18 protein-coding genes are annotated in these 21,480 nt (G+C 52.0%); 6 read left to right on the top strand and 12 right to left on the bottom strand.

Going from position 1 to position 21,480, the window contains the following annotated elements:
- The first annotated feature begins 20 nt into the window (after nucleotides 1-20).
- The 3 genes from AC5DDB_RS05195 to AC5DDB_RS05185 all read left to right on the top strand — a co-directional run bounded on the left by AC5DDB_RS05195 (nucleotide 21) and on the right by AC5DDB_RS05185 (nucleotide 3,291).
- Entirely contained in the window at nucleotides 21-1,331 is a 1,311-nt protein-coding gene (locus tag AC5DDB_RS05195) for a coproporphyrinogen-III oxidase family protein (protein ID WP_491738625.1), read from the top strand.
- A gap of 61 nt (nucleotides 1,332-1,392) precedes the next feature.
- On the top strand, nucleotides 1,393-1,929 hold the full coding sequence (locus tag AC5DDB_RS05190) for a hypothetical protein (protein WP_491738624.1): 537 nt from the start codon (nucleotides 1,393-1,395) through the stop codon (nucleotides 1,927-1,929).
- A 63-nt stretch (nucleotides 1,930-1,992) separates the two neighbouring features.
- Nucleotides 1,993-3,291 (top strand): NAD(P)/FAD-dependent oxidoreductase, encoded by a 1,299-nt coding sequence (locus AC5DDB_RS05185; protein ID WP_491738623.1) that lies wholly within the window; start codon nucleotides 1,993-1,995, stop codon nucleotides 3,289-3,291.
- Nucleotides 3,292-3,317: 26 nt separating this feature from the next.
- Here AC5DDB_RS05185 and AC5DDB_RS05180 read toward each other — a convergent pair whose 3' ends face one another.
- From AC5DDB_RS05180 to AC5DDB_RS05125, 12 genes are all read right to left on the bottom strand, one after another.
- Entirely contained in the window at nucleotides 3,318-3,956 is a 639-nt protein-coding gene (locus AC5DDB_RS05180) for a PIG-L deacetylase family protein (protein WP_491738622.1), read from the bottom strand.
- Nucleotides 3,957-3,958: 2 nt separating this feature from the next.
- Nucleotides 3,959-4,885, bottom strand: a complete 927-nt coding sequence (locus AC5DDB_RS05175) for a glucose-1-phosphate cytidylyltransferase (RefSeq protein ID WP_491738621.1) — start codon at nucleotides 4,883-4,885, stop codon at nucleotides 3,959-3,961.
- A gap of 146 nt (nucleotides 4,886-5,031) precedes the next feature.
- Complete coding sequence (locus tag AC5DDB_RS05170; protein WP_491738620.1) at nucleotides 5,032-6,345, bottom strand: methyltransferase domain-containing protein; 1,314 nt, start codon at nucleotides 6,343-6,345, stop codon at nucleotides 5,032-5,034.
- An 85-nt stretch (nucleotides 6,346-6,430) separates the two neighbouring features.
- Nucleotides 6,431-7,765: a glutamate-1-semialdehyde 2,1-aminomutase gene (locus AC5DDB_RS05165; protein WP_491738619.1), complete on the bottom strand. Its 1,335-nt coding sequence runs from the start codon at nucleotides 7,763-7,765 to the stop codon at nucleotides 6,431-6,433.
- Nucleotides 7,766-7,858: 93 nt separating this feature from the next.
- Entirely contained in the window at nucleotides 7,859-9,049 is a 1,191-nt protein-coding gene (gene rfbG / locus AC5DDB_RS05160) for a CDP-glucose 4,6-dehydratase (RefSeq protein WP_491738618.1), read from the bottom strand.
- 291 nt (nucleotides 9,050-9,340) lie between these two features.
- Nucleotides 9,341-10,303, bottom strand: coding sequence for a glycosyltransferase family 2 protein (locus tag AC5DDB_RS05155; protein WP_491738617.1), 963 nt, complete (start codon nucleotides 10,301-10,303; stop codon nucleotides 9,341-9,343).
- 40 nt (nucleotides 10,304-10,343) lie between these two features.
- Nucleotides 10,344-11,195 (bottom strand): WecB/TagA/CpsF family glycosyltransferase, encoded by an 852-nt coding sequence (locus tag AC5DDB_RS05150; RefSeq protein ID WP_491738616.1) that lies wholly within the window; start codon nucleotides 11,193-11,195, stop codon nucleotides 10,344-10,346.
- A gap of 38 nt (nucleotides 11,196-11,233) precedes the next feature.
- Nucleotides 11,234-12,487 carry an O-antigen ligase family protein gene (locus AC5DDB_RS05145; RefSeq protein WP_491738615.1) on the bottom strand — a complete coding sequence of 418 codons (1,254 nt, stop codon included), beginning with the start codon at nucleotides 12,485-12,487 and terminating at the stop codon, nucleotides 11,234-11,236.
- A 233-nt stretch (nucleotides 12,488-12,720) separates the two neighbouring features.
- On the bottom strand, nucleotides 12,721-14,091 hold the full coding sequence (locus AC5DDB_RS05140; protein ID WP_491738614.1) for a lipopolysaccharide biosynthesis protein: 1,371 nt from the start codon (nucleotides 14,089-14,091) through the stop codon (nucleotides 12,721-12,723).
- Between the two features lies 1 nt (nucleotide 14,092).
- Nucleotides 14,093-15,295, bottom strand: a complete 1,203-nt coding sequence (locus AC5DDB_RS05135; protein ID WP_491738613.1) for a sugar transferase — start codon at nucleotides 15,293-15,295, stop codon at nucleotides 14,093-14,095.
- Nucleotides 15,296-15,342: 47 nt separating this feature from the next.
- A complete protein-coding gene (locus AC5DDB_RS05130; protein ID WP_491738612.1) occupies nucleotides 15,343-16,053 on the bottom strand; it encodes a CpsD/CapB family tyrosine-protein kinase in 711 nt (236 codons plus the stop codon).
- Between the two features lie 52 nt (nucleotides 16,054-16,105).
- Nucleotides 16,106-17,590 carry a GumC family protein gene (locus tag AC5DDB_RS05125; RefSeq protein WP_491738611.1) on the bottom strand — a complete coding sequence of 495 codons (1,485 nt, stop codon included), beginning with the start codon at nucleotides 17,588-17,590 and terminating at the stop codon, nucleotides 16,106-16,108.
- Between the two features lie 498 nt (nucleotides 17,591-18,088).
- On the opposite strand from AC5DDB_RS05125, the gene AC5DDB_RS05120 reads away from it, so the two are divergent.
- From AC5DDB_RS05120 to AC5DDB_RS05110, 3 genes are all read left to right on the top strand, one after another.
- Nucleotides 18,089-18,931, top strand: a complete 843-nt coding sequence (locus AC5DDB_RS05120) for a hypothetical protein (protein WP_491738610.1) — start codon at nucleotides 18,089-18,091, stop codon at nucleotides 18,929-18,931.
- A 186-nt stretch (nucleotides 18,932-19,117) separates the two neighbouring features.
- Nucleotides 19,118-20,536, top strand: a complete 1,419-nt coding sequence (locus AC5DDB_RS05115) for a polysaccharide biosynthesis/export family protein (protein ID WP_491738609.1) — start codon at nucleotides 19,118-19,120, stop codon at nucleotides 20,534-20,536.
- A gap of 117 nt (nucleotides 20,537-20,653) precedes the next feature.
- A complete protein-coding gene (locus tag AC5DDB_RS05110) occupies nucleotides 20,654-21,448 on the top strand; it encodes a phosphoadenylyl-sulfate reductase (protein ID WP_491738608.1) in 795 nt (264 codons plus the stop codon).
- Nucleotides 21,449-21,480: the final 32 nt, after the last annotated feature.

Here is a 21,480-nt window from a genome sequence, read left to right as displayed (position 1 = left end):
GTAACCAGAATTGACTCGCTATGACGACCGACACCACAGCCACTACCGAAGTCGGTAGCTACTTCATTTCCAACTATCCACCGTTCTCGCAATGGAAGACGGACTACGTTCCGAGCATCCTCGATGCATTGAACAGTGAACCCGATGCCAGTGTGCCGCTCGGGTTGTACATGCACATTCCTTTCTGTCGGAAACGCTGCAAGTTCTGCTATTTCCGTGTTTACACCCAGCAGAACGCGAAGACCATCGAGAATTACGTGCAGTCGCTCGAACGTGAATTCGCGTTGCTCGCTGAGAAACCGGGTGTAGTCGATCGCGAACTGCATTTCGCGTACTTTGGAGGCGGTACACCATCGTATCTCAGCTCGAAACAGTTACGCTCACTGCGGGACCGACTCACCGAACATCTCTCTTGGGAAACCGCTCGTGAAGTGACCTTCGAATGTGAACCGGGAACGCTGAGTGAAGACAAGGTCAATACCTTAAAAGAGATCGGCGTTACACGAGTTTCGTTGGGAGTCGAAAATTTCAACGACGCCATTCTGGAGGCAAACGGACGGGCCCACCTTTCGCCGGAAGTTCTCAAAGCATACGAATGGATCCAGAACGCAGATTTTCCGCAAGTCAACATCGACCTCATCGCGGGCATGATCGGCGAGACTGACGAGAACTGGCAGAAGTGTTACGAAAAAGCCGCCGAAATGCAGCCGGATAACATCACCATCTATCAGATGGAGTTGCCGCATAACACGATTATCTCGAAAGAGATGAAGGAACTTGGGGTCACTTCGCCCATTGCCAATTGGGACACCAAACGGCGTTGGGTCAATGAAGCAATGGATTATCTGGCCGGCCATGGCTATCAAGCTTCCAGCGGGAACGAACTGATCCGCAATCCCGAAACCGATCGCTTCATCTATCGTGACAATCTTTTCCGCGGCTCGGATATTCTGGCGACAGGTGTCTCGTCGTTCGGTCACTTCCAGGGCGTGCACTATCAGAACCTCGATCGGATCGAAGACTACATGGAAACGATCGGCACCGGAGTGTTGCCGGTGAATCGGGCACTCGTCCCAACCGACCATCAACGGCTGATTCGTGAATTCATCTTGCAAATGAAAGAAGGCCGCGTCTCGCTGCCACCACTGCAAGAGAAATTCGGAGTGAATCTGCGGGAAGAATTTGCAACTGCGCTCGCCAATCAACAGTCCGCGGGATATCTCGAGGTCAGTGACGACGAAGTGACACTGACTCGCAAAGGCTTATTGCAAGTCGACAGCCTACTCACCGAGTATTTCGAACCTCAACACCGCTCGGTCCGCTACACCTGATCCGGCTGCTTCGATCACCGCGTATTCTGGTTTCTCTTTTAGACTCTTTCGAGGTGGCTTGGTGAATCCGCTTGATGAACTCAATCAACTGACGGCTCTGTTCCCTAGCGAAGAACCATTAATCGCCAAGGCGGAACATGTCGCGGGAGCTCTCGTGCCGGAGCCGTATCAGAAGCTGCTGGTTCACAATTCCCATATGACCGTCAGCATGGAGCGACATCATCAATCGCAGGTCGACGTCAAAGTCTTGGAACAGCGATTCATCGACGATATCTACGTCCGGAAGATTCTCCTGCTGAAATCTGGGACCGATGAAGTCGTGCAGTTCGGAATCGTCCGTTTCGACTTTCAATACGTCACGAACGCCGTCCGCGACGAAATTCTATCCGGCGAGATTCCCCTCGGACGTGTGCTGATCAACCATAATGTTCTGCGTCATATTGATTTGGGCGCTGTGCTGAGAATCACGCCGGGTCCGGAATTGGCCCGCCTGATGCGTATCTCCGGCGAGCAAACGACATACGGTCGGCTGGCGACCATCTTCTGCAATCAACTACCCGCCGTGGATTTATTGGAAATTTCCACACCACTTGCCTAGAGTTTTCTGACGTTGTGATACGTCTCCCCCTGTTTCATTCCCGCCCGCACAATCAATACTCCAATGATTCAGACCCAACCCACACCAAAAACTCGTCCGCAACCTGAACTGAATGAAGAATACGACGTCATCGTAATCGGCGGTGGTCCGGCCGGCGCAGCAACTGCAGCGTTGGTCGCCGAACAAGGACGATCGGTCCTCATTTTAGAACGCAGTGCGGTTCCACGATTTCACGTGGGCGAGTCTCTAATTCCCGAAACGTACTGGGCATTAGAACGGTTGGGGTTGCTAGACAGAATGCGGGAAAGCGCATTTCCGAAGAAATACAGCGTGCAGTTTGTCAGCGATGGACATAAGGAATCAGCACCATTTTACTTCGATGAGCACAACCCGCACGAGTCCTCAGTGACTTGGCAAGTCGAGCGAGGCGTTTTCGATGAGATGCTCATTGACCGGGCCGTTGAACTTGGCGCCGTTTGCCGGACGGATGCCCAGGTTCTGGACGTACTGTTCACCGACGATCAAGCGACCGGAGTTCGCGTCAAGACTGGCGAAACGACTCACGAAGTATCTTCGCGCGTAGTTGTCGATGCTTCTGGACAGTCAGCATTTCTGGCATCGCGTTTCAATCTCAAGGTGCCGGATCCGCGACTGAAGATGGCAACGATCTGGACCTACTATGAAAATGCATTACGTGGCGATGGGAAAGACGAAGGAGCCACGATCATCATGCAAACAGCCGGGAAGAGTTCCTGGTTTTGGTATATTCCGCTTCCGGACAACATCGTGAGTATTGGTTGCACCGGCACCTTGGCCTATATGTTCGGTGACAAGCTCTCGTCGGCCGACGTTTACGAGCGAGAATTAGCACGTTGTCCCGCGTTGCAACGGCGACTTGAATCAGCCACCCGCGTGACCGAGCACTTCACCACCAAGGATTTCTCCTATACAACCCGGAAAGCTTCCGGTCCCGGTTGGGTACTCGTTGGGGACGCAGGTGGGTTTATCGATCCCGTCTATTCATCTGGCGTGTTTCTCGCCTTAAAATCGGGATGGATGGCAGCCGATGCCGTGAACGCGGCTTTCGATTCCAATGATTTTTCCGAACAAGCATTGGGCAGTTGGATCCCCGAGTATCGAGCCGGCGTCGAACGCTTCCGCAAGTTGGTGTACGCCTTTTATTCGACCGAGTTCAGTTTCGGCTCGTTCTTGAAAATGCACCCAGAGTTTCACGGTGACGTGGTGGATGTGCTCATCGGGAATGTCTTCAAGCCATCACTCGATCGAATGTTCGAGACCATGGGTCCCGTGGTGTCATCAGCAACCAAAGCTGAAACGACATCCTCTTCACCGACGGCCTAGTCGAGTTCGTGTCTTTACTAGCAACTTCAGCCGATAGTCAGTTTCCGCGATGTAAACGCTTCGGCGTAGTCACTGACACACTCTAAACCGCGTAGACGATGGACAGCGTCAAATGTCTCACGTGTAAACCAGTTCTTGCTTCGCTGCGTCGCGAAGTGTTGCATTAACAGGTCCACCTTTCGCTTGCAGACTTCTGTTTCGAGCGGCACGTAAACATTGGGATGCCCTAAGTCGCCTTCGAATTTCGGGATCTCGTATTCGAGAATCAGATGATTCCGAAATGTGCACCAGGTGAAATCTGCAAGTGTGCGGTGATCTTGGTGCGCGTCTTCTTTACGATGAGTAAAAACAAGATCCGGCTGGACTTCCTTCGATAGTGTGTGAAAGAAATCTTTGATCGCCTCCCCTTGATAGGGGAAATAGCTATCGCGGAAACCTTTGATAATGACTTCTCGTTCTCTGCAGCCTTTAAGAAAGTCTTGAGCGGACGCAGTTGCTTCGTCGGCACGAGTTTGTTCGCCGCTGAAAACAACCCAGTACACACTCAAGTTCGGGTTATCAGCGATCAGTTTCAACAACGTGCCGCCACAACCGATCTCAATATCGTCGGAATGTGCTCCGAGACATAAGACGGTGCGAACATCCTGAGCCCGCAGAGAAATCATTGCTATTCTCCCACCGTGTCGACAACTTCGACGGAATTGCTAGTACGCTCGCTTTGTGAACCTGCGATCTCGCGACTGATCCCTTCGACGTCCGACATCAATCGGCTCTCGACATCGATCGGTACCACTTGATTTCCCGGATGGGCGCCGCGGTCTGAGCGTTTCCAAACTTCCCAGGGAGCTTCCCCCGATGCGTACAAATCATCAAGCTGCTGTTTCTCTTTGAAAGTGTCCATACACCCGAAGAAGCCATGATAGCGTTTGGCGAACAACTTGCGTTTTGCGATCAATCGCTGGAACGGTTCCGAGACCAGTTCTTCACCGGCTTCGAGATAGTCGAATATCTCATGTTGGAGAACGAAGAACCCTGCATTGATCCACGAATCGCCAGCGGTCATGCTTTCGATCGACGAGACACATGCGTCGGATTCGCAATGAATCGTGTGAAAACTTTGCATCGGCTTGATTGCCAAGCATGTGGCCACTGCGTCCTGCTGATGATGCAAGTCGATCAGTTCGGGAAGAGGTGCATCCGAGAGACCGTCAGCATAGTTCGCGAGAAACGTGTCTTCGCCATCGAGATAGGGGCGAACCGCACGGAGTCGTTCACCGATATTGGCCTGTGTCCCCGTATCGACGAACGTGATCGTCCAATCATGCGTATCGCTCGCCAGTAGATCGACTTCACCGCCACCAGACAAGACGAAATCATTCGATACGCATTCGTCATAGTTCAGAAAATACTTCTTAATAACGTCGGCTTTCCATCCTAAGCATAGGATGAAATCTTTATGGCCGAAATGTGCGTAGTATTTCATGATGTGCCAAAGGATCGGACGATATCCGATCGGCACCATAGGTTTCGGCACGGACTCTGAATACTCGCGAAGTCGCATTCCGAATCCGCCGCAAAACAAAACGACTTTCATGACTCGTATTCCAGTTCGATGTCACAGATGATTGACAGTGAGATGACAGGTTGAGGTCCGCATCGACTAAGGTCCCGTTTCAAAACCACTTCTCGATTAAATGAGACTAAGAAGTGAACAGGATTCCTACAGGATGAATACTACTACTAGAAGACTTCCAACTCGGGAATCGCAACGATGAACTTGGCACCCCACTCGCGGGTATATTCGAGTTGCTTGGTAATCTCCGCTCGGAGATTCCACGGCAGAATGAAGATATAGTCGGGGCGTGTTTCTTCGATTCGGTCTGTGTCGAAGATCGGGATATGAGACCCAGGCAAGAAGCGACCATGCTTGTAAGGATTTCGATCGACGACGTAGTCTAAGAAGTCTTCACGAATGCCGCAGTAGTTGAGAAGCGTGTTGCCTTTGCCAGGAGCACCATAACCGGCAATTGACTTGCCTTCACGCTTGAGCCGGATGAGGAGTTCTAGGAGATCGTGCTTCGTCTTCTCAACACGTTTTGAATACGAAGTGTAAGTTGACAACTCCGTGAACGACCGATCGATCTCGTACTGCAACATCTGCTCGACAGCTGGAGAAATTGGCTTCGTGCTGTCTTCGGTATGACGAGCATAAATCCGAATCGAACCACCGTGAGTTGGGAGTTCTTCCACATCGTAGAGCGTCAGTCCATGATGAGCGAAGATCTTGCGAACCACATGAAACGAGAGGTAGCAATAGTGCTCTTGATAAAACCCATCGAAGTGGTTCTGCTCGATGATGTTCACAAGATGCGGGAACTCCATCGTGATGGTTCCCCGCTCGCTTAGAATGATTTTCATTCCACCGACAAAGTCATTGATGTCGGGAACGTGTGCTAGCACGTTGTTGCCTAACAAGAGATCAGGCCGAATGCCTTCAGCCGCGAACTGTCGAGCAACATCGACTCCGAAGTATTCCACACGTGTCGGAACTCCTTGTTCCTCGGCGACCGCGGCAACGTTTGGAGCCGGCTCGATGCCGAGACAAGGCACACCGTGGCGAACGAAGTTTCGCAGCAGATAGCCATCGTTGCTCGCAAGTTCGACAACCAAGCTATCCTTAGTCAACCCGAGTCGCGGGATGATCATATCGGTGTAGTCCGACGCATGTTTCAACCACGAGTCAGAATAAGAAGAAAAATAAGCGTACTCCTGTCCGAAGATCTCTTGCCCACTCACATAGGCTTCGACTTGAACGAGCAGGCATTGCTCACAGACAAATGCATGCAGCGGATAGAATGATTCCGCCGCATTGAGTTGTTCTGCAGTGAGAAACGTTTCGCACAACGGCGACATGCCAAGGTCGACAACCGAATGTGTGAGCGGCGTCTTACAGAAACGGCACTGGTGAGCCGGGGCTTTCGGCGAATGACGAATGTCATCTTCGCTTCCGGTGTTCTTCTCGACCGCATCTTGACTATAGACAGCTTGAATCATAATAAACTACCCCGTTTCATGCCTTCGTTCAGTGTTTTCGTTAGTCGGCCAATTATTGTTTCTTACTCAGCGGTCTTGAGTTGATTTAGTTGTACTTTCGATAGACCGAAGCAGTTGGTCTGTCGACGAAATTCTGTACGCCGTCTTCTAAGGCAGCCTTATAAACTGGCAAGGCTCCCTCAACCGCATCGATCGTCTTCTGAACGTCTGAGTCTGAGTGCGAATAGCTGATAATAAAGGACGGCCCCAGAACACCTCGCTTGATGATTTCCTGCATAAACAATGCTCGGAACCACTGACACGGGCGACGTTCCGCGTCGAGCGTGTGATAGACCAAGGCACAAGGACGCCCGTGAATCTGCAGGTAGTCGGAAAGACCAGAGTCTTTAATAACCTGATCAAGACCGTCCTTCAGTTTTTGTCCCTGGGAGTATAGTGTTTCAATCACTGGTTCCGTGCGGTACGTCTGAATGGTTGCTTTCGCCGCTGCGAGAGCATGTGTCTCCGCACCATGGGTTGTGGACAGTAAAAAGACCCGCTCACGATCGTGGTCAAGTCCTCCAAGTTCCATCAACTCCCGCTTGCCTGACAGGGCTGAAACCGAAAAACCATTCGCTAGCGCCTTGCCCCAACAACTAAGATCAGGAACGATTTGGTATTCACGTTGTCCGCCGCCCACATTCCACCGGAACCCGGTGATCATCTCGTCTAAAATGAAGACAGTCCCGTTCTGAACGCAAAGTTCTTGCACTTGATGCAAGAAAGCGTCCTGTGGTTCGTCGTATTTAGCCGGCTCGAGAATCACAGCCGCAATTTCGCCCTGATGTTCTGCAAAGAGCCGCCGCACACTTTCAATGTCATTGTAGTGGAACCCAAGCGACAGATTTCGATGTGCCTCCGGGATACCCGCGTTGACAGCGGTATGACCGATAAACCAGTCGTTTGTCGCGAAGAACGGATGATCGCTACAGAAAGCGATCAAGTCTCGACCGGTATGTGCTCGCGCAAGTTTCAACGCAGCGGTGGTCACATCGGATCCATCCTTCGCGAACTTCACCATGTCGGCACCGGAAATTACATCGAGCAATTCCTCGGCGAGTTCAAACTCCAGTGGTGATGGCCGGCTGAAATTACAGCCTTTCGAAAGTTCCGCACGAGCTGCTTCGATCACTGCCGGATAGGCATGCCCCAAAGTGACCGCTCGGCACCCCATTCCATATTCGATGTACTCATGACCGTCGAGGTCGAACACATGGCATCCTTCGCCATGCGTAATAAACCCAGGCGACGCCAGCGGGAATTGATCGTCACCTTTGGCATATGTATGTGCTCCACCGGGAACAAGGCGATGACTTTTCTTCTGCAGTTCTTTCGACAACGCGAAGTTTGTGCGAAGTTCGGAATTCTGAATCTGGGGCATGGCGATCGTCCCGAAGATTGATCAAGGGTTAGCAATTCTGAGTCATCGTCTTGTGTAGAGCGCAGCGATTGATTCTGATTGTGTGCCGATCGACTAGGTGGGCACGCTGCATTGAGCTTGTTCAGCCCCCACCCGTTGAGTCGAATCCGTGTCAGCAAGAAGCCCACGATCTCGGAACAGCTGTTGCTGAGAGGCCACAAACGTTTGCTCGTACTCTTCGATCTGGCCAAGACTAACATCTTGAACGCTCTGCAGACCCTCAAACCACGCTTTGTACCATTGAGCTGTCTTCTGGAGAGACTCTTGCACGGTCCAACATGGTTTCCAAGGGAGCTTCCACATCGCTTTATCGATCGCAAGATGTAGCAGTGTCGCCTCACGGAGTTGGTCGGGATGACTCACATCGCGCCAAGATCCGGTCCCCCATTCTTCGAGGAACGTCTCGACGACCCCTTTAACGCTCAACTCGTTTCCTGGCAAAGGACCAATGTTCCAGCCTTCGCAGAATGTCGCGTCGTCTGTTTGCAACATTCGTTGCACAAGCGTCAAATACCCACTGAGCGCCTGCAGAACGTGTTGCCAAGGACGATAGGCGTGTGGGTTCCGAAGTTCTACGGGAGTTGCATTTTCCAGTGACTTCACGAGATCAACGATCAGAGCATCGCTAGTCCAGTCACCACCGCCAATGACATTCCCGGCTCGAGCCGATGCCAGTTTGACACCGTGCTGATCCAAACGCTCCGGCGGAAAGAATGAATGACGGTATGACCTGACAACGATCTCGGCAGCTCCTTTGCTTCCGCCGTAAGGGTCATGATCTCCGAAAGAGTCAGTTTCACGGTATCCCCATAACTGCTCGACGTTTTCGTAACATTTATCGCTTGTGATGCACAAGACCGTGCAAGGACGATTCAATTCCCGAACCGCGTCGAGAACAGATGCGGTCCCGACCGCGTTGATGTCGAAAGTCTCACGGGGAATTCGATAGCTTTCGCGAACGACCGTTTGCGCCGCCAAATGCAACACGATATCTGGCTGCGCGTCCTGCATAGCACGACTGAGTGTCGGATAGTCGCGGATATCGCCTTCGTGACTTTCGACGAGTTGGCCAGTGACATCAGCTAATTCAAAGTGGCTCGGGGTTGTAGGAGGTGCGAGAGCGTAACCAACGACTTCAGCTCCTAACCTTTTCAACCACAGACACAACCAAGACCCTTTGAAACCTGTGTGTCCAGTGACAAAGACTTTGCGACCGTTAAATACGCCGTCGAAAGGCATCACCATGAGTTTATGTCCTGAAACTGCAATATCTGCGATTGGTAAGTGTTACTAAAAAAACATAGAACATGTGTGAGCAGCCGCATGATGTATATTTTGCGAAACGCGCACTTTTTCAGAATTCATCAAAGTTAAGGGGCCACGTGGTCTCGCAGGAACGGCGGCCATAGCACCATTTCCGTTTGGCCGACGTGTGAGTATCCTCGCCGATGCTGAAGCAGAACGTTCTATTCACGGACGTTGAAGACCAAAAGAACAATCTTACTCCCGCGACTTCTGTTCGTTAGCGTAAGCGGACTAGCGCTTCACGAGTAACGGCGACTTATAGCTCGTGCATAGACTGGACGTCGCGTGACACATTTTTCTAAACAGCTTGCGAAACTGACAGGCATAGCGAATAAGATGTCCGTAGCAAAACGCTCGTTCGCGCGGGCTCAGCTTGGCTCGCTGAACGGCTTCGACATAACCTCGCAGAAGTGCGAGCGAATTACACCGTCCCTGTCGCGAGCCGATCCCAAAAGTGAATCGCTCGCGATCGCGATCGCACTGCATTTCCCCGGAAGCGTCTGGGTGAACACGTTGGTAGAACAGGACTTCGGGGATTTCAATGAACTGCCCTCGCAATGCGAGTTCCGCCATCAGCACTTTCTCGGCACCATAGTAAGGTCCTTCAAGTGCCGTCTCGGAGAGATACTTTCTCCGGATCAGACCGAATGCGTCTGAACACCATGTCGTGCCTAGTAGCACGGCACTAAACCGTTTTGCAGGACGCGACGCGTCTGCCGATTCATACGCCAGACGTGAGTTTGACCGCAAAAGGCTATGGACATCCTCTGTCTGAGACCGTGGATTTGCGTCGAACCGACGCCCAAACTCATCGATATGAACTGTCAGTGAATGGCACCATATACAACTAGGATGGTCGTCTAGGCACTCTGTCGCCTTCTGCAGATAATGTTTGTCGCAGAGGTCGTCAACTGCAGCCCACTTGAAGTACTCACCTTGACTAAGGTGGAACACCTGGTTGAAGTTCCAGTTCGCACCGCGGTTAGTATCTTGCCGATGGTAGTGTATGCGACTATCAATCGCTGCATAGTGGCGACAGATCGATTCGGTATCGTCAGTCGAAGCATTGTCCGAAATCACGATCTCAAAATCTTCGAAAGACTGTTCAAGAAGACATTTTAAACAGTCATGAAGATAACGTTCGCCATTGTAGACCGGAACGCCGACACTAACCTTCGGAACGTGTATGCTCATGGAATTCACAAGTGATGAGAGGACATTCATTACGCGCGTCTTATCGCTTTGTCCTTTGCCGAAGAACTTTCGGAATATTGAGGAGCGAAAGACCTAACCGAAACAAGTACTGTGAGTTGGTGACAAGATACCGACGCCAAAGTCTCCGTGGTTCCATTGCGAGTCGATAGAGCCATTCCAGGCTTAACTTTTGCATCCACGAAGGAGCACTCGACTTGACACCGGCATGGAAATCGAAAGCGGCTCCGACGCAAACTTGCACAGCCTGAAGTTGGTTATGAATTCGATGTGCAAAGACATCTTGTTTCGGACAACCAAGACCGATGAAAACCAGTCCCGCTCCCGATTGGTTGATACGTCCTGCAACCTCAGTGACTTCTTCATCAGTGAGCAAACGATATGGTGGCGACTCATACCCTGCGATATTCAGGGACGGGTATCGCGTTTGCAAACGTTCCACAAGCCTCTCAATGACGGTCGGGCTCCCCCCGTAAAGATAAATCGGCACATCATTCGTCATTGCCGCTTCGCAAAGCCATAGAGTCAAATCCGGACCATACACGCGATCACGCAGCTTCGCACCGTGGAGAAGATTCAACGCCCAGCGGACCGGTTGTCCATCCGGTGTAATCATGTCAAAGTCATTAGCGATCGATCGAAGTTCATCGTTGCCCGAGAACGTCATTAACGCATGGACTGCATAACACGAAACAAGCGCGGATTCTCTCTGCTGGGCTGCTTCGATGATTATGTCGGTCGCCTCCTGATAGTTCGTTGGAGACAACTGAACACCCAAAACTGTTTTCTTAGCAGGCCATTCGACTCCCGGATGATTCTCAGGCTCGGAGGTGATGCCATCGACGACGCTTGTATCCGCTGTTAGTACCTGCATACAAAACCCTATCACTCATCTATGATGAAAATTGATTCTCAAGAACAAACGACCATTGGCAGCTGTTCATAAGGACGCTTTTGAGCCACGTTGTCAGTCTGCGTGTTGCCAGCAGTTTCCTCAGACGCTACACAACCAAGCCCTATCCCGAGTAGCACGAAGAACACAACAGACTCGGGCTGAACTGGCCCCATGATGGACTCATTCATTGTCGACCAACCGAAGAACCAAAAACCGATCACTGCCAGAAAGTGCCCAAGTGGTCTTTTGGTGGGACGACTCATCAAACGTCGGGCGGCTTTGATGTAAGGTACACAGATGCCGAACACAAAAAGTGTTAGGCCCACGATGCCGGTAGTAACAGCGACTTGCAAAACGAGATTATGTGCCGTGTAATTTGCCCAGTTATACCATACGTATAGTTGCCCTTCTCGCGATGTCACGAAGTAGCCATGACCGATCCAAGGGGAATCTAAAAACGAATTCCATTGGACGGTCCACATTTCCTCGCGACCGGACAAGGCCGACAATTGAGACAAGTTCTGACCTCGACTGGCATATGAGACGACTTCACTACCGACGGCGGCAAAAGCTTCGTGGTTTGGGTCAAGAAGTAGATAACAGCCACCGAGCCCGCAAAGCACTGTTACGGTTATGGCCGCCATGAGGCGGCTGCCATAGAGATAGAAAACGATTAGCAACGCAGCTGTATTGACCAGAAAACACAGTCTGTTGGCCGAGATAATGATTACGACTAGATGGGGCAACGCGGACCACGCCATCCGTCGAGTCCAGCCGAAATTCCAAATTAGCAGGGATGATGTGAGACACACCAATCCTAAAGACGCCGTCGCCGCCGTGTTGGTCGCATGAAAGAGGCCAGTTCCATTACGTGTCATACTAGCAAACTGCGGCGCTAAGAAATAACACGCAACAATCAAGCAACTGAGCATCGCAAGCATCAAACATAGTTGCTTAAGCAAAAATTGAACGGAAGCTTTCGAGCGACACTTGTAGGCGGTAAGCGTTGCGATCAAAACCAGCACGACTAAACTCGATGACTGTGCCACTGAAACGGATCGTAATGGCGACCAAGTAACGGACACGAGTGCCCATAGCGGAAAAATGGCGATCGGCAGTACACGTCGTCCGGCCGCTATGAAACCAACACGAGCTAGGATTCGAATGATCCGCCAGGTCAAAAGGATTGTCGCGATTGCGCGGGCGGCGAGTTTAATCAGTCCAATACTATCAAGCGCTCCACCGGCTAGGCTGTCGGCACGTTCAGGCATCGAGAATGTCGCCAGCATCATCAGCCAGCAAGATAGTGTCAGAACATATAAATCTGTTCGACTACCTTGATCACAACGGATGTGGCCTCGTGCCGGTAACATACCAGTTTACCTTAATCACAAAATCATCGATACGTGGAATCGCTATGTGTATGTTGACTTGCGTCTCGTTATGAATCGTTCTTCAGCCTGTTGACCCGTATTGAATCCGCGGTTCCTGTCGCGAATTCCGGTTAGGCTTCTGACTGAGAGGGTTGCAATTGGGTTGCGGCAATTTGCTGTCGAGATGCAACGTAATATGCAGTCCAGATGTAGCTTACAGAAAGGACCGTACCAAGCAGTAATCCAGCCGAAGCACCGATCATTCCAAACCGACTGACACTTGTTACAGCTATTACACTAGTGACAGCTAGACCTAGACTTGTCGCGTAGAAATTCGTCTGCGGGCGTTCCATTGCTAACAAAGCCCATTCTGCACTAACGCCGAGTGCACCAACCGTTGCATTCATTGCCAGGATCGCGATGACGACTCGGTGGGTTGCATCGGGAGTAAGCTGAAAAAGCAGTTGCAGCAGTAGTGGACCTAACGAGATCGCAACGACCGAGAAGACAATCATAGCCCCGACCAGGGTAATAGCTGCCGACCGAACGAAACGATTCATTGTCGCCAATCCTTCCGTAGACAGCGTCCTTGAAACCCTTGGCATCAGGTAATTACTTAATCCCATCACGATAGGGTTCGCAAAAAGCAGAACCGTTGCGCACGCGGCATATTCACCAGTGGCCTCGACGCCGACCCACCATGCGAGGCACCAGTGCACCAGGTATAATTGGCAATTCATCATGACATTGCTTGCCATGTCCCAACGACCGAGTCGCCAGTTCTGACGGAAATCAGAGGGAACTTGAGCAAGTCGAACCTGAAACCCCGTACGGTTCAATAAGAGCCAAACGCCACACGTACCCCCGTAAGCTGCGATTATTGCCCACCATGCAGTCACAGGCGTTAGCAGATCCATTGTCATTAACACGACCAAGCCTATCGTCTGCAATGAGGCTGCGACGGTGTCGATCAGCAACGCGACCTTAAACTTGAGCTTTGCGAAGGCGAGTTGCCGAGCGAATTCTCTGAGTAGCAGAAATGGCACCCCGATCGATAGGACTCTAAAGAAGGATGCGTTTGAGTTCAGCGTATTAGTGAGCGGTCGTGCTAACGCACTCGTCACGAGCAGCAATCCGATACCAACTGCAAGAACAAGCCATACGGCTAACATGCTCCCTGCATAGGATTTTTGGTCTTTGTCCTCTCGGAGTCGATGCAGAAAGACGGTGTAAGGGGCCGTAATGACGGAGTGTTGGACGGCTAATGCAATCATCGCAATCGAGATACCGAGGGCATACAGTCCGAGGCCCTCTGCTCCGCATGCGCGTCCAACTAGAATCGTTGATACAAAGCGTCCGCCACTTGTGACAGCTTGATCCAGAATTGCACAAAGACCGTTACTGACCGAGCCCGACTGTAATCCCTTTCGAACTGTACTGCGAAGAAGCTGGAAGGCGGAACGTTCCGGTTTGGGCGGCGTTATGCCAGGTAAGTTTGGCATACTAGACGCTCCGACGACCGACGATGACACCGAATGTCCGCCAGACATGTTTGATGTCTGTCCACATTGAGCGTTCTTGGATGTAGCGAACATCCATGCGAGTCCAGTCATCGAACGTGATGCGATTTCTTTCGGGTTGAGTTTGCCAACCGCATGTCAGCCCTGGAGTCACATCGAGTCTTCGCCGTAGCCATCCGTGACATGCATCAGTTTCGCTGCAAGGAAGAGGTCTCGGCCCAACGAGTGACATGTCGCCAATCAAGACATTCCACAGTTGCGGAAGTTCATCGATGCTAGTCGCTCGAAGGAATCGTCCAACTGCAGTAATGCGTGGATCATGAGCGATTTTGAAGGCGGGACCATCTTGCTCGTTCAAGTCCATCAGTTCTTTTTTTCGCGTCTCGGCATCCGTGACCATGCTTCTCAATTTGTAAATCCGAAATTTTCGTCCGGCAAGCCCCGTGCGATTTTGGCTGAAGATGGCCGGCCCCGGTGATGTCACTTTGATTGCTAACATGGATAGCAACAGAATCGGTGCTGTAGCGACCAAACCGAGGGATGCCCCGGTGATATCGAGTAGTCGCTTCCAGACCGGCATTGGCCTTATGAAAAGGTCTGTCATAGGATGGACAACATAGTTCGATGACGTGCTAGAATCGACAGCTTGAGTATCTGTCGAGGCTGCCGGTGTGCCACTCTCGTCTGACTTTTCGGTTTCTAACATCTCCTGAAGATCGCTACACTCTTTGAGAATCTTGTCCTCAAGATCTGAGTTACCAACTTGGTGCGAGTCATCATTTCTGTCTGATTGCTCGGTCAGTGGGTACGTAAAGACTTCGAATTCTGGGACCGGTTGCTTCCGTTGTGCAAGTTTCGCGTTGATCTCTTCCGCGACGTGAATTGCATCGCTACTGGAAGTAATTGGCATTAGCACGCCGACGGTATCTCGATCTAACCACCCGATCTTATCGAGCACTCGCAAGCGTTCGATGGCAGTGAGTTGCAGGTTTAGCAGTGTATTCGGTTTGTCTTGTGGCGATGTTGCTCGGAAGGTGAGCAAGCTGAATCCAATATGAGTTCGTTCAGAACGTACTCGTTCTTCGGCGATAGTTCGTTTGAACTCCGTTGTCGATAGAACGCCCGGTACCTTTTGCAGGTTTGCTTTATGCGAATTAAAGACGCGTTGCCAGACTGAAATCAGCATGAGAGAAGTCCGTGGATGTCGAAATTAGAATAATTCAAGGCGAGCGTTTAAAACAAGTTGTATAGCCAGTTTGGAAGGTGTTGATGTCGTCGATTGAGCACAACGCCGAGCATATTGATTCTTGCGCAGTCGAGCTGTGACTTGAGTCTGGCGACAACTTCTCGCCTAGTTTTTTCCGACTCGACTACGATCACAAGACCATCTAGAAGTCGACCGATGCGGAGAACCGAACTGACTTCTCCCGCGGGTGGTAAGTCAGCGATGACAAGATCAAATTTTGTTTTAAGCTCTTCAATGAGGTCGGGTAGGCAACGAGCATCGATCGCATCATTGGCGTTATCGCGAAGATGTCCGGCGGGCATATAGGACAGACCCGGCACGTCGGTATTGACAACGGCGTCTTTCCATGACGCATTGCGGAGTAGGACGTCGGCAACGCCTAAGTTTGGTCGCGATCGATCCGTCGTGAAATTGTGTTCGGTATTGAAGTTGAAATCGGCTAACAGAATTTTATGTTCGCCGGTAGCTGCAGCCGTTTCCGAGAGTTCGCGAGCGATTGTCGTCACCCCTTCTCCTGTATGACAACTTGTGAGACCGATGGCTGTCAGCGGGGTATCTAAGTCGTTTCCCTTCCAAGGAAGTTTGCGGAGCAACGTGCGACATGACTCGGCTAGGTGATCGGCTCGAACAATTCGGTTCCGGTCTCTTGGCGACTCGCGTCGCTCTAACGGTTCATTGTGCTTGACGGGGGCAATCACCGTGCACTCCTTAGTGTGTTTCTCGGTTCAATACGTTCAGTTTCGAGCGACATCAGGCGGAACGTCGAGCTTCGAGTTCGGAAGGCTTGAGTTCAGGAACTGATGCAAGAACTGGCAGCGCGAGATGCTTTTCAACGTCGTCGCTTGTTTTCAGCGAATGGTCGAGATACTCGGCAGCGACCGCTAAACCGATTGCGCCAAAAACTCCGAAGACGACACCAAGTAGTAAGTTGACCAATGTCATCGGTTTCACGTGTTTGATCTGAGTCAGTGCGGGTTGAACAATGCTCAAGTTTGAGATTCGTTCATCTTGGAGAGCTTGATCCACCCGCGCCTGCTCGAGTCCTTCCGTGTACTTTCGGTAGCTTTGATCCAACAACGCGACTTGCCGACGCTGCTGTTTGATTTCGGCCGCCTGATCATGAATTCGCTTTTGGTCCGCTTGCAGCCGGGCGAGTCGCGACTTCAGTTCCTGCGATTGCACCTTGAGAGAAGCCAGCAGGGGTTGCTTCGTCGTTAGTACGATTTGCGCCTCTTCGTAGGTCCGCTGCGGCCAACGCGTGCTTTGCTGCTGCGTGGTTTCATTCTCAATGAGTTCTTTTGTCTTAGCGATCTGCTCGCGAACTTGTCGGACGAGAATGTAGTCTTCGTCGTAGATCGTGAGCAACTGTTTCTCGCGGGCTTGCAAGCTATAAAGTTGTTTGCGACTGTCGTCGAGCGCGTCGTTCGCAGTGCCTTGGTACGCCGCTGACAGCGATTGATCCGGCCCCATCTCGAAAAGCTTGTGCAGATGATCAAGTTCGGCTTGCACGGCAAGTCGCTGTGTCTCCACTTGCTGCATTTCGATTTTGAGTTTCGAGATCTGCTCGACGAGCAATTGTTCTTGAGTTTCCGGCGAGACTATGCCGGACTGATTCTCGAATCGTCGCAGTTTATCTTCCGCCTGAAAGAGCTTGTCGCGAGTTGACTTCATTTGTTCGTCTAAGAACGCTTGCGATTTCGGTGTGCGGTTGAGACGAACATGTTCGCGAATGAAGACGTCCATCACGGTGTCGACAACGCGACGCGAAAGTTCTTTATCTTCATGGTCGAAACTGACATCGAGGACGTTCGACTTACTCGCGGCACCGACGCCGAGGTCTTCTTGAAGCAGGAGCACGGCCTGTTCGTGGGGTGTTCGAGAACTCGATGAAGACTTATTAGCCAGGATGGTTTCTGGTGTCAGGGTTTTCACGACTCCCTCGATCACCGCACGACTCCGTAGAATCTCGACCAAGGAGTTGATTTCGTCTTCGCGACTCAATGGCGGCGACACCGTGCTGGATTGTCCCAGCGTGACGGTTGGATCGATGCCGACATTCTCCCGGCCGAGTTTGACCAGAAGTTTGCCTTGCGAACGGTAGACCTTGGGCGTGAGCAATGTCACGAGCGTTACCAGGCTGACCACCATCACCATGAACGCGAGTGCCTTCCGCTTGTGCCGAAAGAGGATTCGGCCTGCATCTCGTAACGTTGTGGATCGCTCGTGATCGGTCATCCGAAAGTACCGCTGGTCGAGGGTGAAGGCTATCGAAATTTGTGGACGGAGAATCCACGCAAGGGAGTCTATGTAGAGAACATAGGTCACGAATGCTGACGAGGACGGGACCGCCGTCAAATTCCCGTCATCACCTCACATGGTTGAGGCAACAGCGATCACGAACGCGCCCGACTGTAACCTTCGCACGGCTTATCCGAGTTGAGGGGGATGGGTAAGCTGCGTTGTCTATACGGTTTTGCACGAAGAATTGAGCCCGCAACGCAGTCTCCTACGTCGTAACGATGATTGGTCACGCGGCGGAAGACGATACAGATGGTGGTGAAAATTCCCAAAGTCCCGGTTATGCCGACTTGCACGGAATCAACACTAAGTCAGGGCCAATTGATCAAGTTTCTTAACGTTCGGTTGCCGATGAAGAGCTGCCTTCTGAACATCTTTAGTATTTCGGTTACCCTCGCGACTTCGTGCGTTTGGGGTCAAGTTCCAGATGCCCGCATGAATGCCGTCTCGCGTGTTCCTTTGCGTCAAGCGGAGCAACACCTCAACCGGGGAATGGAGCTGGCAAGCCGGGGAGCCGTGCACTCTGCTGCGTCGGCTTTTGAGAAGGCGTTGAGTCTCGTGGCGTCAGCGGCCGACGTTCGCACGGGTGGACAGCAACACATCACTGCGATGACTGATGGATTGGAAGCGATGGACGAGGCGGATGATTTTCTTTTCCCGGGATCTGTATCGAAAGTCGGGCAGACGATGACTCGGCTTATCGCTGGGCATCAAACTCCGGTCTTTGCGAAGTCAGAAGAAGTCCCATCCATCAACCCACTGACGGCCATGCAGGAATACTATTTCTATGCACGTGACCGATTGGCCGACGCGGGAGCTCATGAGCCAGTCGCTTCCTATGCGCTTTACGGACTTGGACGTTTGCAACCGTATTTGACGCATGAGGATTCGCTGCCGAACCCGTTACTTGAAGCCAAAATGTTGGCGTATTACCGGGCCGCCATTCGTGTCTGGCCTCAAAACAATCGAGCCGCAAATGAAGTCGGAGTGTTGCTTGCTCGGATTGGAGAGCTTGACGCCGCAGAACAGGCATTTCGACATAGCTATGCAATTGCTGCTCAACCGGAAGTGTGGCGGAACTTGCAAAAAGTCCAAACGATGCGTCGACAGCCAGGTACCGACCGCAACTTTGTGATGCATCCAACGACACCGCCGAGTGAATTGCGAGTGGAGTCGGCCATCGAATGGGTCGATCCGATGGCTTTCCGAACGCGAAGTCAGCCGCTCAACGTGCCTGCTACGCAACTCCCTCAAACCTCATCGCCGCCAACACGGTAATAGGTTAGCCCGCAAGTCTTCGCTCATGTGAACAAGTCATACGTTGCGGTCAACAAGCACTCAGTACAGTTAACGGTCAAATGTCGCGGTTTCCTTCTTACGAGAGTCGGAAAACGCGGGCAATATCGCGTTCACCGCGGACATCGAAGACCACAAAACGGTCTCAGGCCAGAGGAACCACTTACAATGATCAACACCTTAGGGACTACTCCGTCATTGCAGTGGAAATCGATTTGCTTCGTTTTGATTCTTGGGCTTGCGAGTTTCGCCGGATGCGCGGGTGATGCCTCGCCGAGGTTTGCCGCGAATCAGAGCCAGGAGAACGGACGAGTCGCATTGATCGCAGCCGGGCAAACCTCCTACCGTTATGACCCGGCATACGTCACACCGGCGACCGGTGATCCAGGGCATTATCCGTCAGCAGGCATGAATCCGCCTCAGCATGGAGATGCATTCAGTCCGCCGACTGTCGTGTCGCCGACTGGTTCCCCAGTGGGTTATCCCGCCACTCACCCGATGAACGCTGGGACTTATTCGTCTCCGACACCTTTGAATTCAACGTACGCCGCATGTGAAGCACCACAATTTCGTTGTGGCGTGCAATGCGAGAACGGCTGCTGTCCGATGGACTGGAGTCGTGCACACTTGATTCCTTGGGAAATTTACGGCCCTGGCGAGTACGTGGGACCATCACGGACGGCACATGTTCCAGAGTACCGTCTTCGCGTGGACGACACGCTCGAATTCGTCTATCGGCTGACCGGTGAAACCATGTCGCAGCCATACCGATTCAATCGCGGCGACGAGTTGCGAATCGAATCGTTCTCTGCTCCTGAGTTTGATCGGGCATTGATCGTCCAGCCAGACGGTACCATCACAGTACCACAGTTCGGTCAGATCACCGCCGCCGGCCGGACAGTCGAAGAACTGCGTAACGACTTGGAATCCAGGTTTCGCTTGGGTGGTGTGTTGGACCCAGGTATTACTGTGACTCCAACCAAGGTCAATACAACACTGGAAGAGCTTCGGAATACAGTCGACGGTCGTTTCGGAAATGGTGGCCAGAGTCGTCAGGTCAGTGTGACCCCCGAGGGAACAATTCAGCTGCCGGCAATCGGTTCGGTGTTTGTCCAAGGACTCAATCTGACGGAAGTCAAGAGTGAGATCGAACAGCGATACGCGAGTCTGGTGCAGGGGATCGAATTGACTCCCATCCTGATTCAACGGGCGCCGCGTTACGTTTACGTCGTCGGTGAAGTTCGCACACCGGGGCGGTACGAACTGGTTGGTCCTACGACCGCAATGCAAGGGATTACATTGGCTGGTGGATGGAACCCCGGTGCGAAACTCGAAGAAGTCGTGATTCTTCGCCGGGATGAAAACTGGAAAATTCTGGCGACCCGTTTGAATCTCCACGATGCATTCTTCGGTCGACAACCCTGCCCGCCGGGAGAAGTCTGGCTGCGTGATGGCGATGTTGTGATTCTCCCCAAAACACATATCCAGTGGACAGGCGACCTTATCCAACAATACTTCACACGTGGTTTCTATGGTCTCTTGCCGGTGTCGGGGTCGGTCGGAATTGGGAGCTTCACGGCGTTCTAATGCGGTGCACCTCACACCGGGCGACCGCGACGATGCGGTTCGTTGATTGATTCCGGCCCAGTAGCTACTAAAATGGCGGGCATCGAACTTCTCCATCTCTTTGACAATATGTGAATCATGGCCCGCCTGACGCAAGCAGACTTGAACGATCTCAACACAACCTTTGAGGAACGCACGCCTCAAGAGCTGATTCGCTGGGCGGCCGACATTTTCGGTGATCGCTTGGCAGCGTTATCGTCGATGCAACGCAACGGCAGTGTCGTCTGTCATATGATCAAAGAACTGCAGCTTCCGATTCCCGTATTGTTCGTCGATACCGGAGTTTTGTTCCAAGAGACGCTGCAGACGCGTGATCGATTCATTGAAGAGTACGGCTTAAATGTGGTTACTCTCGAACCAGATCGCACGATGGAGCAGCAAACCGACCAGCTCGGCGTGTTGTACCTTACGCCCGAGGGTCAAGCACAATGCTGCCATTTGCGAAAGACGGAACCCTTGTTGAAAGCCAAAGGCCAGTATGACGCTCTGGTAGGTAGTCTTCGGCGAAGTGACGGGGGCAAACGGGAAAATACGCCGATCCTGGCGATCGACACGGAAATGAACTGCCTCCGCGTCAATGTTTTGGTCAACTTCAGCAACCATCAGGTTGAAAAATACATCGCCGAGCATGCTGTCATCATCAACCCGCTGCATTTCCAAGGCTATTCGACGATCGGTTGTAATCGCTGCACCACTCCCGTGCTAGACAACGAACCAAAGCGGGCCGGTCGCTGGCGACATTTGGGACCTTGGGCCGTTTACTGTGGGATCAATCCAACGGATCGTGCGGGCGGTGCCAATGCCCCGGCTATCGATCTCCCCCAGGACACGATTGACCGGATTCTCGGACGCGAAACCGACTTCGTCATCTAAGTTTCGATATTGGTGGCAATCACCGCGAATAC

This window comes from Thalassoroseus sp. (genome assembly GCF_984380535.1).
Note: the sequence above shows the minus strand (reverse complement) of the source record. Positions and strands in the feature narration are given on the sequence as shown.

Bases quoted from the DNA above. Each gene is read 5' to 3' on its own strand.
- AC5DDB_RS05165 (WP_491738619.1), bottom strand. From the start codon at position 7,765: ATGCCCCAGATTCAGAATTCCGAACTTCGCACAAACTTCGCGTTGTCG.
- AC5DDB_RS05140 (WP_491738614.1), bottom strand. From the start codon at position 14,091: ATGCCAAACTTACCTGGCATAACGCCGCCCAAACCGGAACGTTCCGCC.
- AC5DDB_RS05180 (WP_491738622.1), bottom strand. From the start codon at position 3,956: ATGATTTCTCTGCGGGCTCAGGATGTTCGCACCGTCTTATGTCTCGGA.
- AC5DDB_RS05110 (WP_491738608.1), top strand. From the start codon at position 20,654: ATGGCCCGCCTGACGCAAGCAGACTTGAACGATCTCAACACAACCTTT.
- AC5DDB_RS05125 (WP_491738611.1), bottom strand. From the start codon at position 17,590: ATGACCGATCACGAGCGATCCACAACGTTACGAGATGCAGGCCGAATC.
- AC5DDB_RS05155 (WP_491738617.1), bottom strand. From the start codon at position 10,303: ATGAGCATACACGTTCCGAAGGTTAGTGTCGGCGTTCCGGTCTACAAT.
- AC5DDB_RS05150 (WP_491738616.1), bottom strand. From the start codon at position 11,195: ATGCAGGTACTAACAGCGGATACAAGCGTCGTCGATGGCATCACCTCC.
- rfbG (WP_491738618.1), bottom strand. From the start codon at position 9,049: ATGGTGATGCCTTTCGACGGCGTATTTAACGGTCGCAAAGTCTTTGTC.
- AC5DDB_RS05195 (WP_491738625.1), top strand. From the start codon at position 21: ATGACGACCGACACCACAGCCACTACCGAAGTCGGTAGCTACTTCATT.
- AC5DDB_RS05185 (WP_491738623.1), top strand. From the start codon at position 1,993: ATGATTCAGACCCAACCCACACCAAAAACTCGTCCGCAACCTGAACTG.
- AC5DDB_RS05145 (WP_491738615.1), bottom strand. From the start codon at position 12,487: ATGCCTGAACGTGCCGACAGCCTAGCCGGTGGAGCGCTTGATAGTATT.
- AC5DDB_RS05175 (WP_491738621.1), bottom strand. From the start codon at position 4,885: ATGAAAGTCGTTTTGTTTTGCGGCGGATTCGGAATGCGACTTCGCGAG.
- AC5DDB_RS05135 (WP_491738613.1), bottom strand. From the start codon at position 15,295: ATGCTGATTTCAGTCTGGCAACGCGTCTTTAATTCGCATAAAGCAAAC.
- AC5DDB_RS05170 (WP_491738620.1), bottom strand. From the start codon at position 6,345: ATGATTCAAGCTGTCTATAGTCAAGATGCGGTCGAGAAGAACACCGGA.
- AC5DDB_RS05115 (WP_491738609.1), top strand. From the start codon at position 19,118: ATGATCAACACCTTAGGGACTACTCCGTCATTGCAGTGGAAATCGATT.
- AC5DDB_RS05120 (WP_491738610.1), top strand. From the start codon at position 18,089: ATGAATGCCGTCTCGCGTGTTCCTTTGCGTCAAGCGGAGCAACACCTC.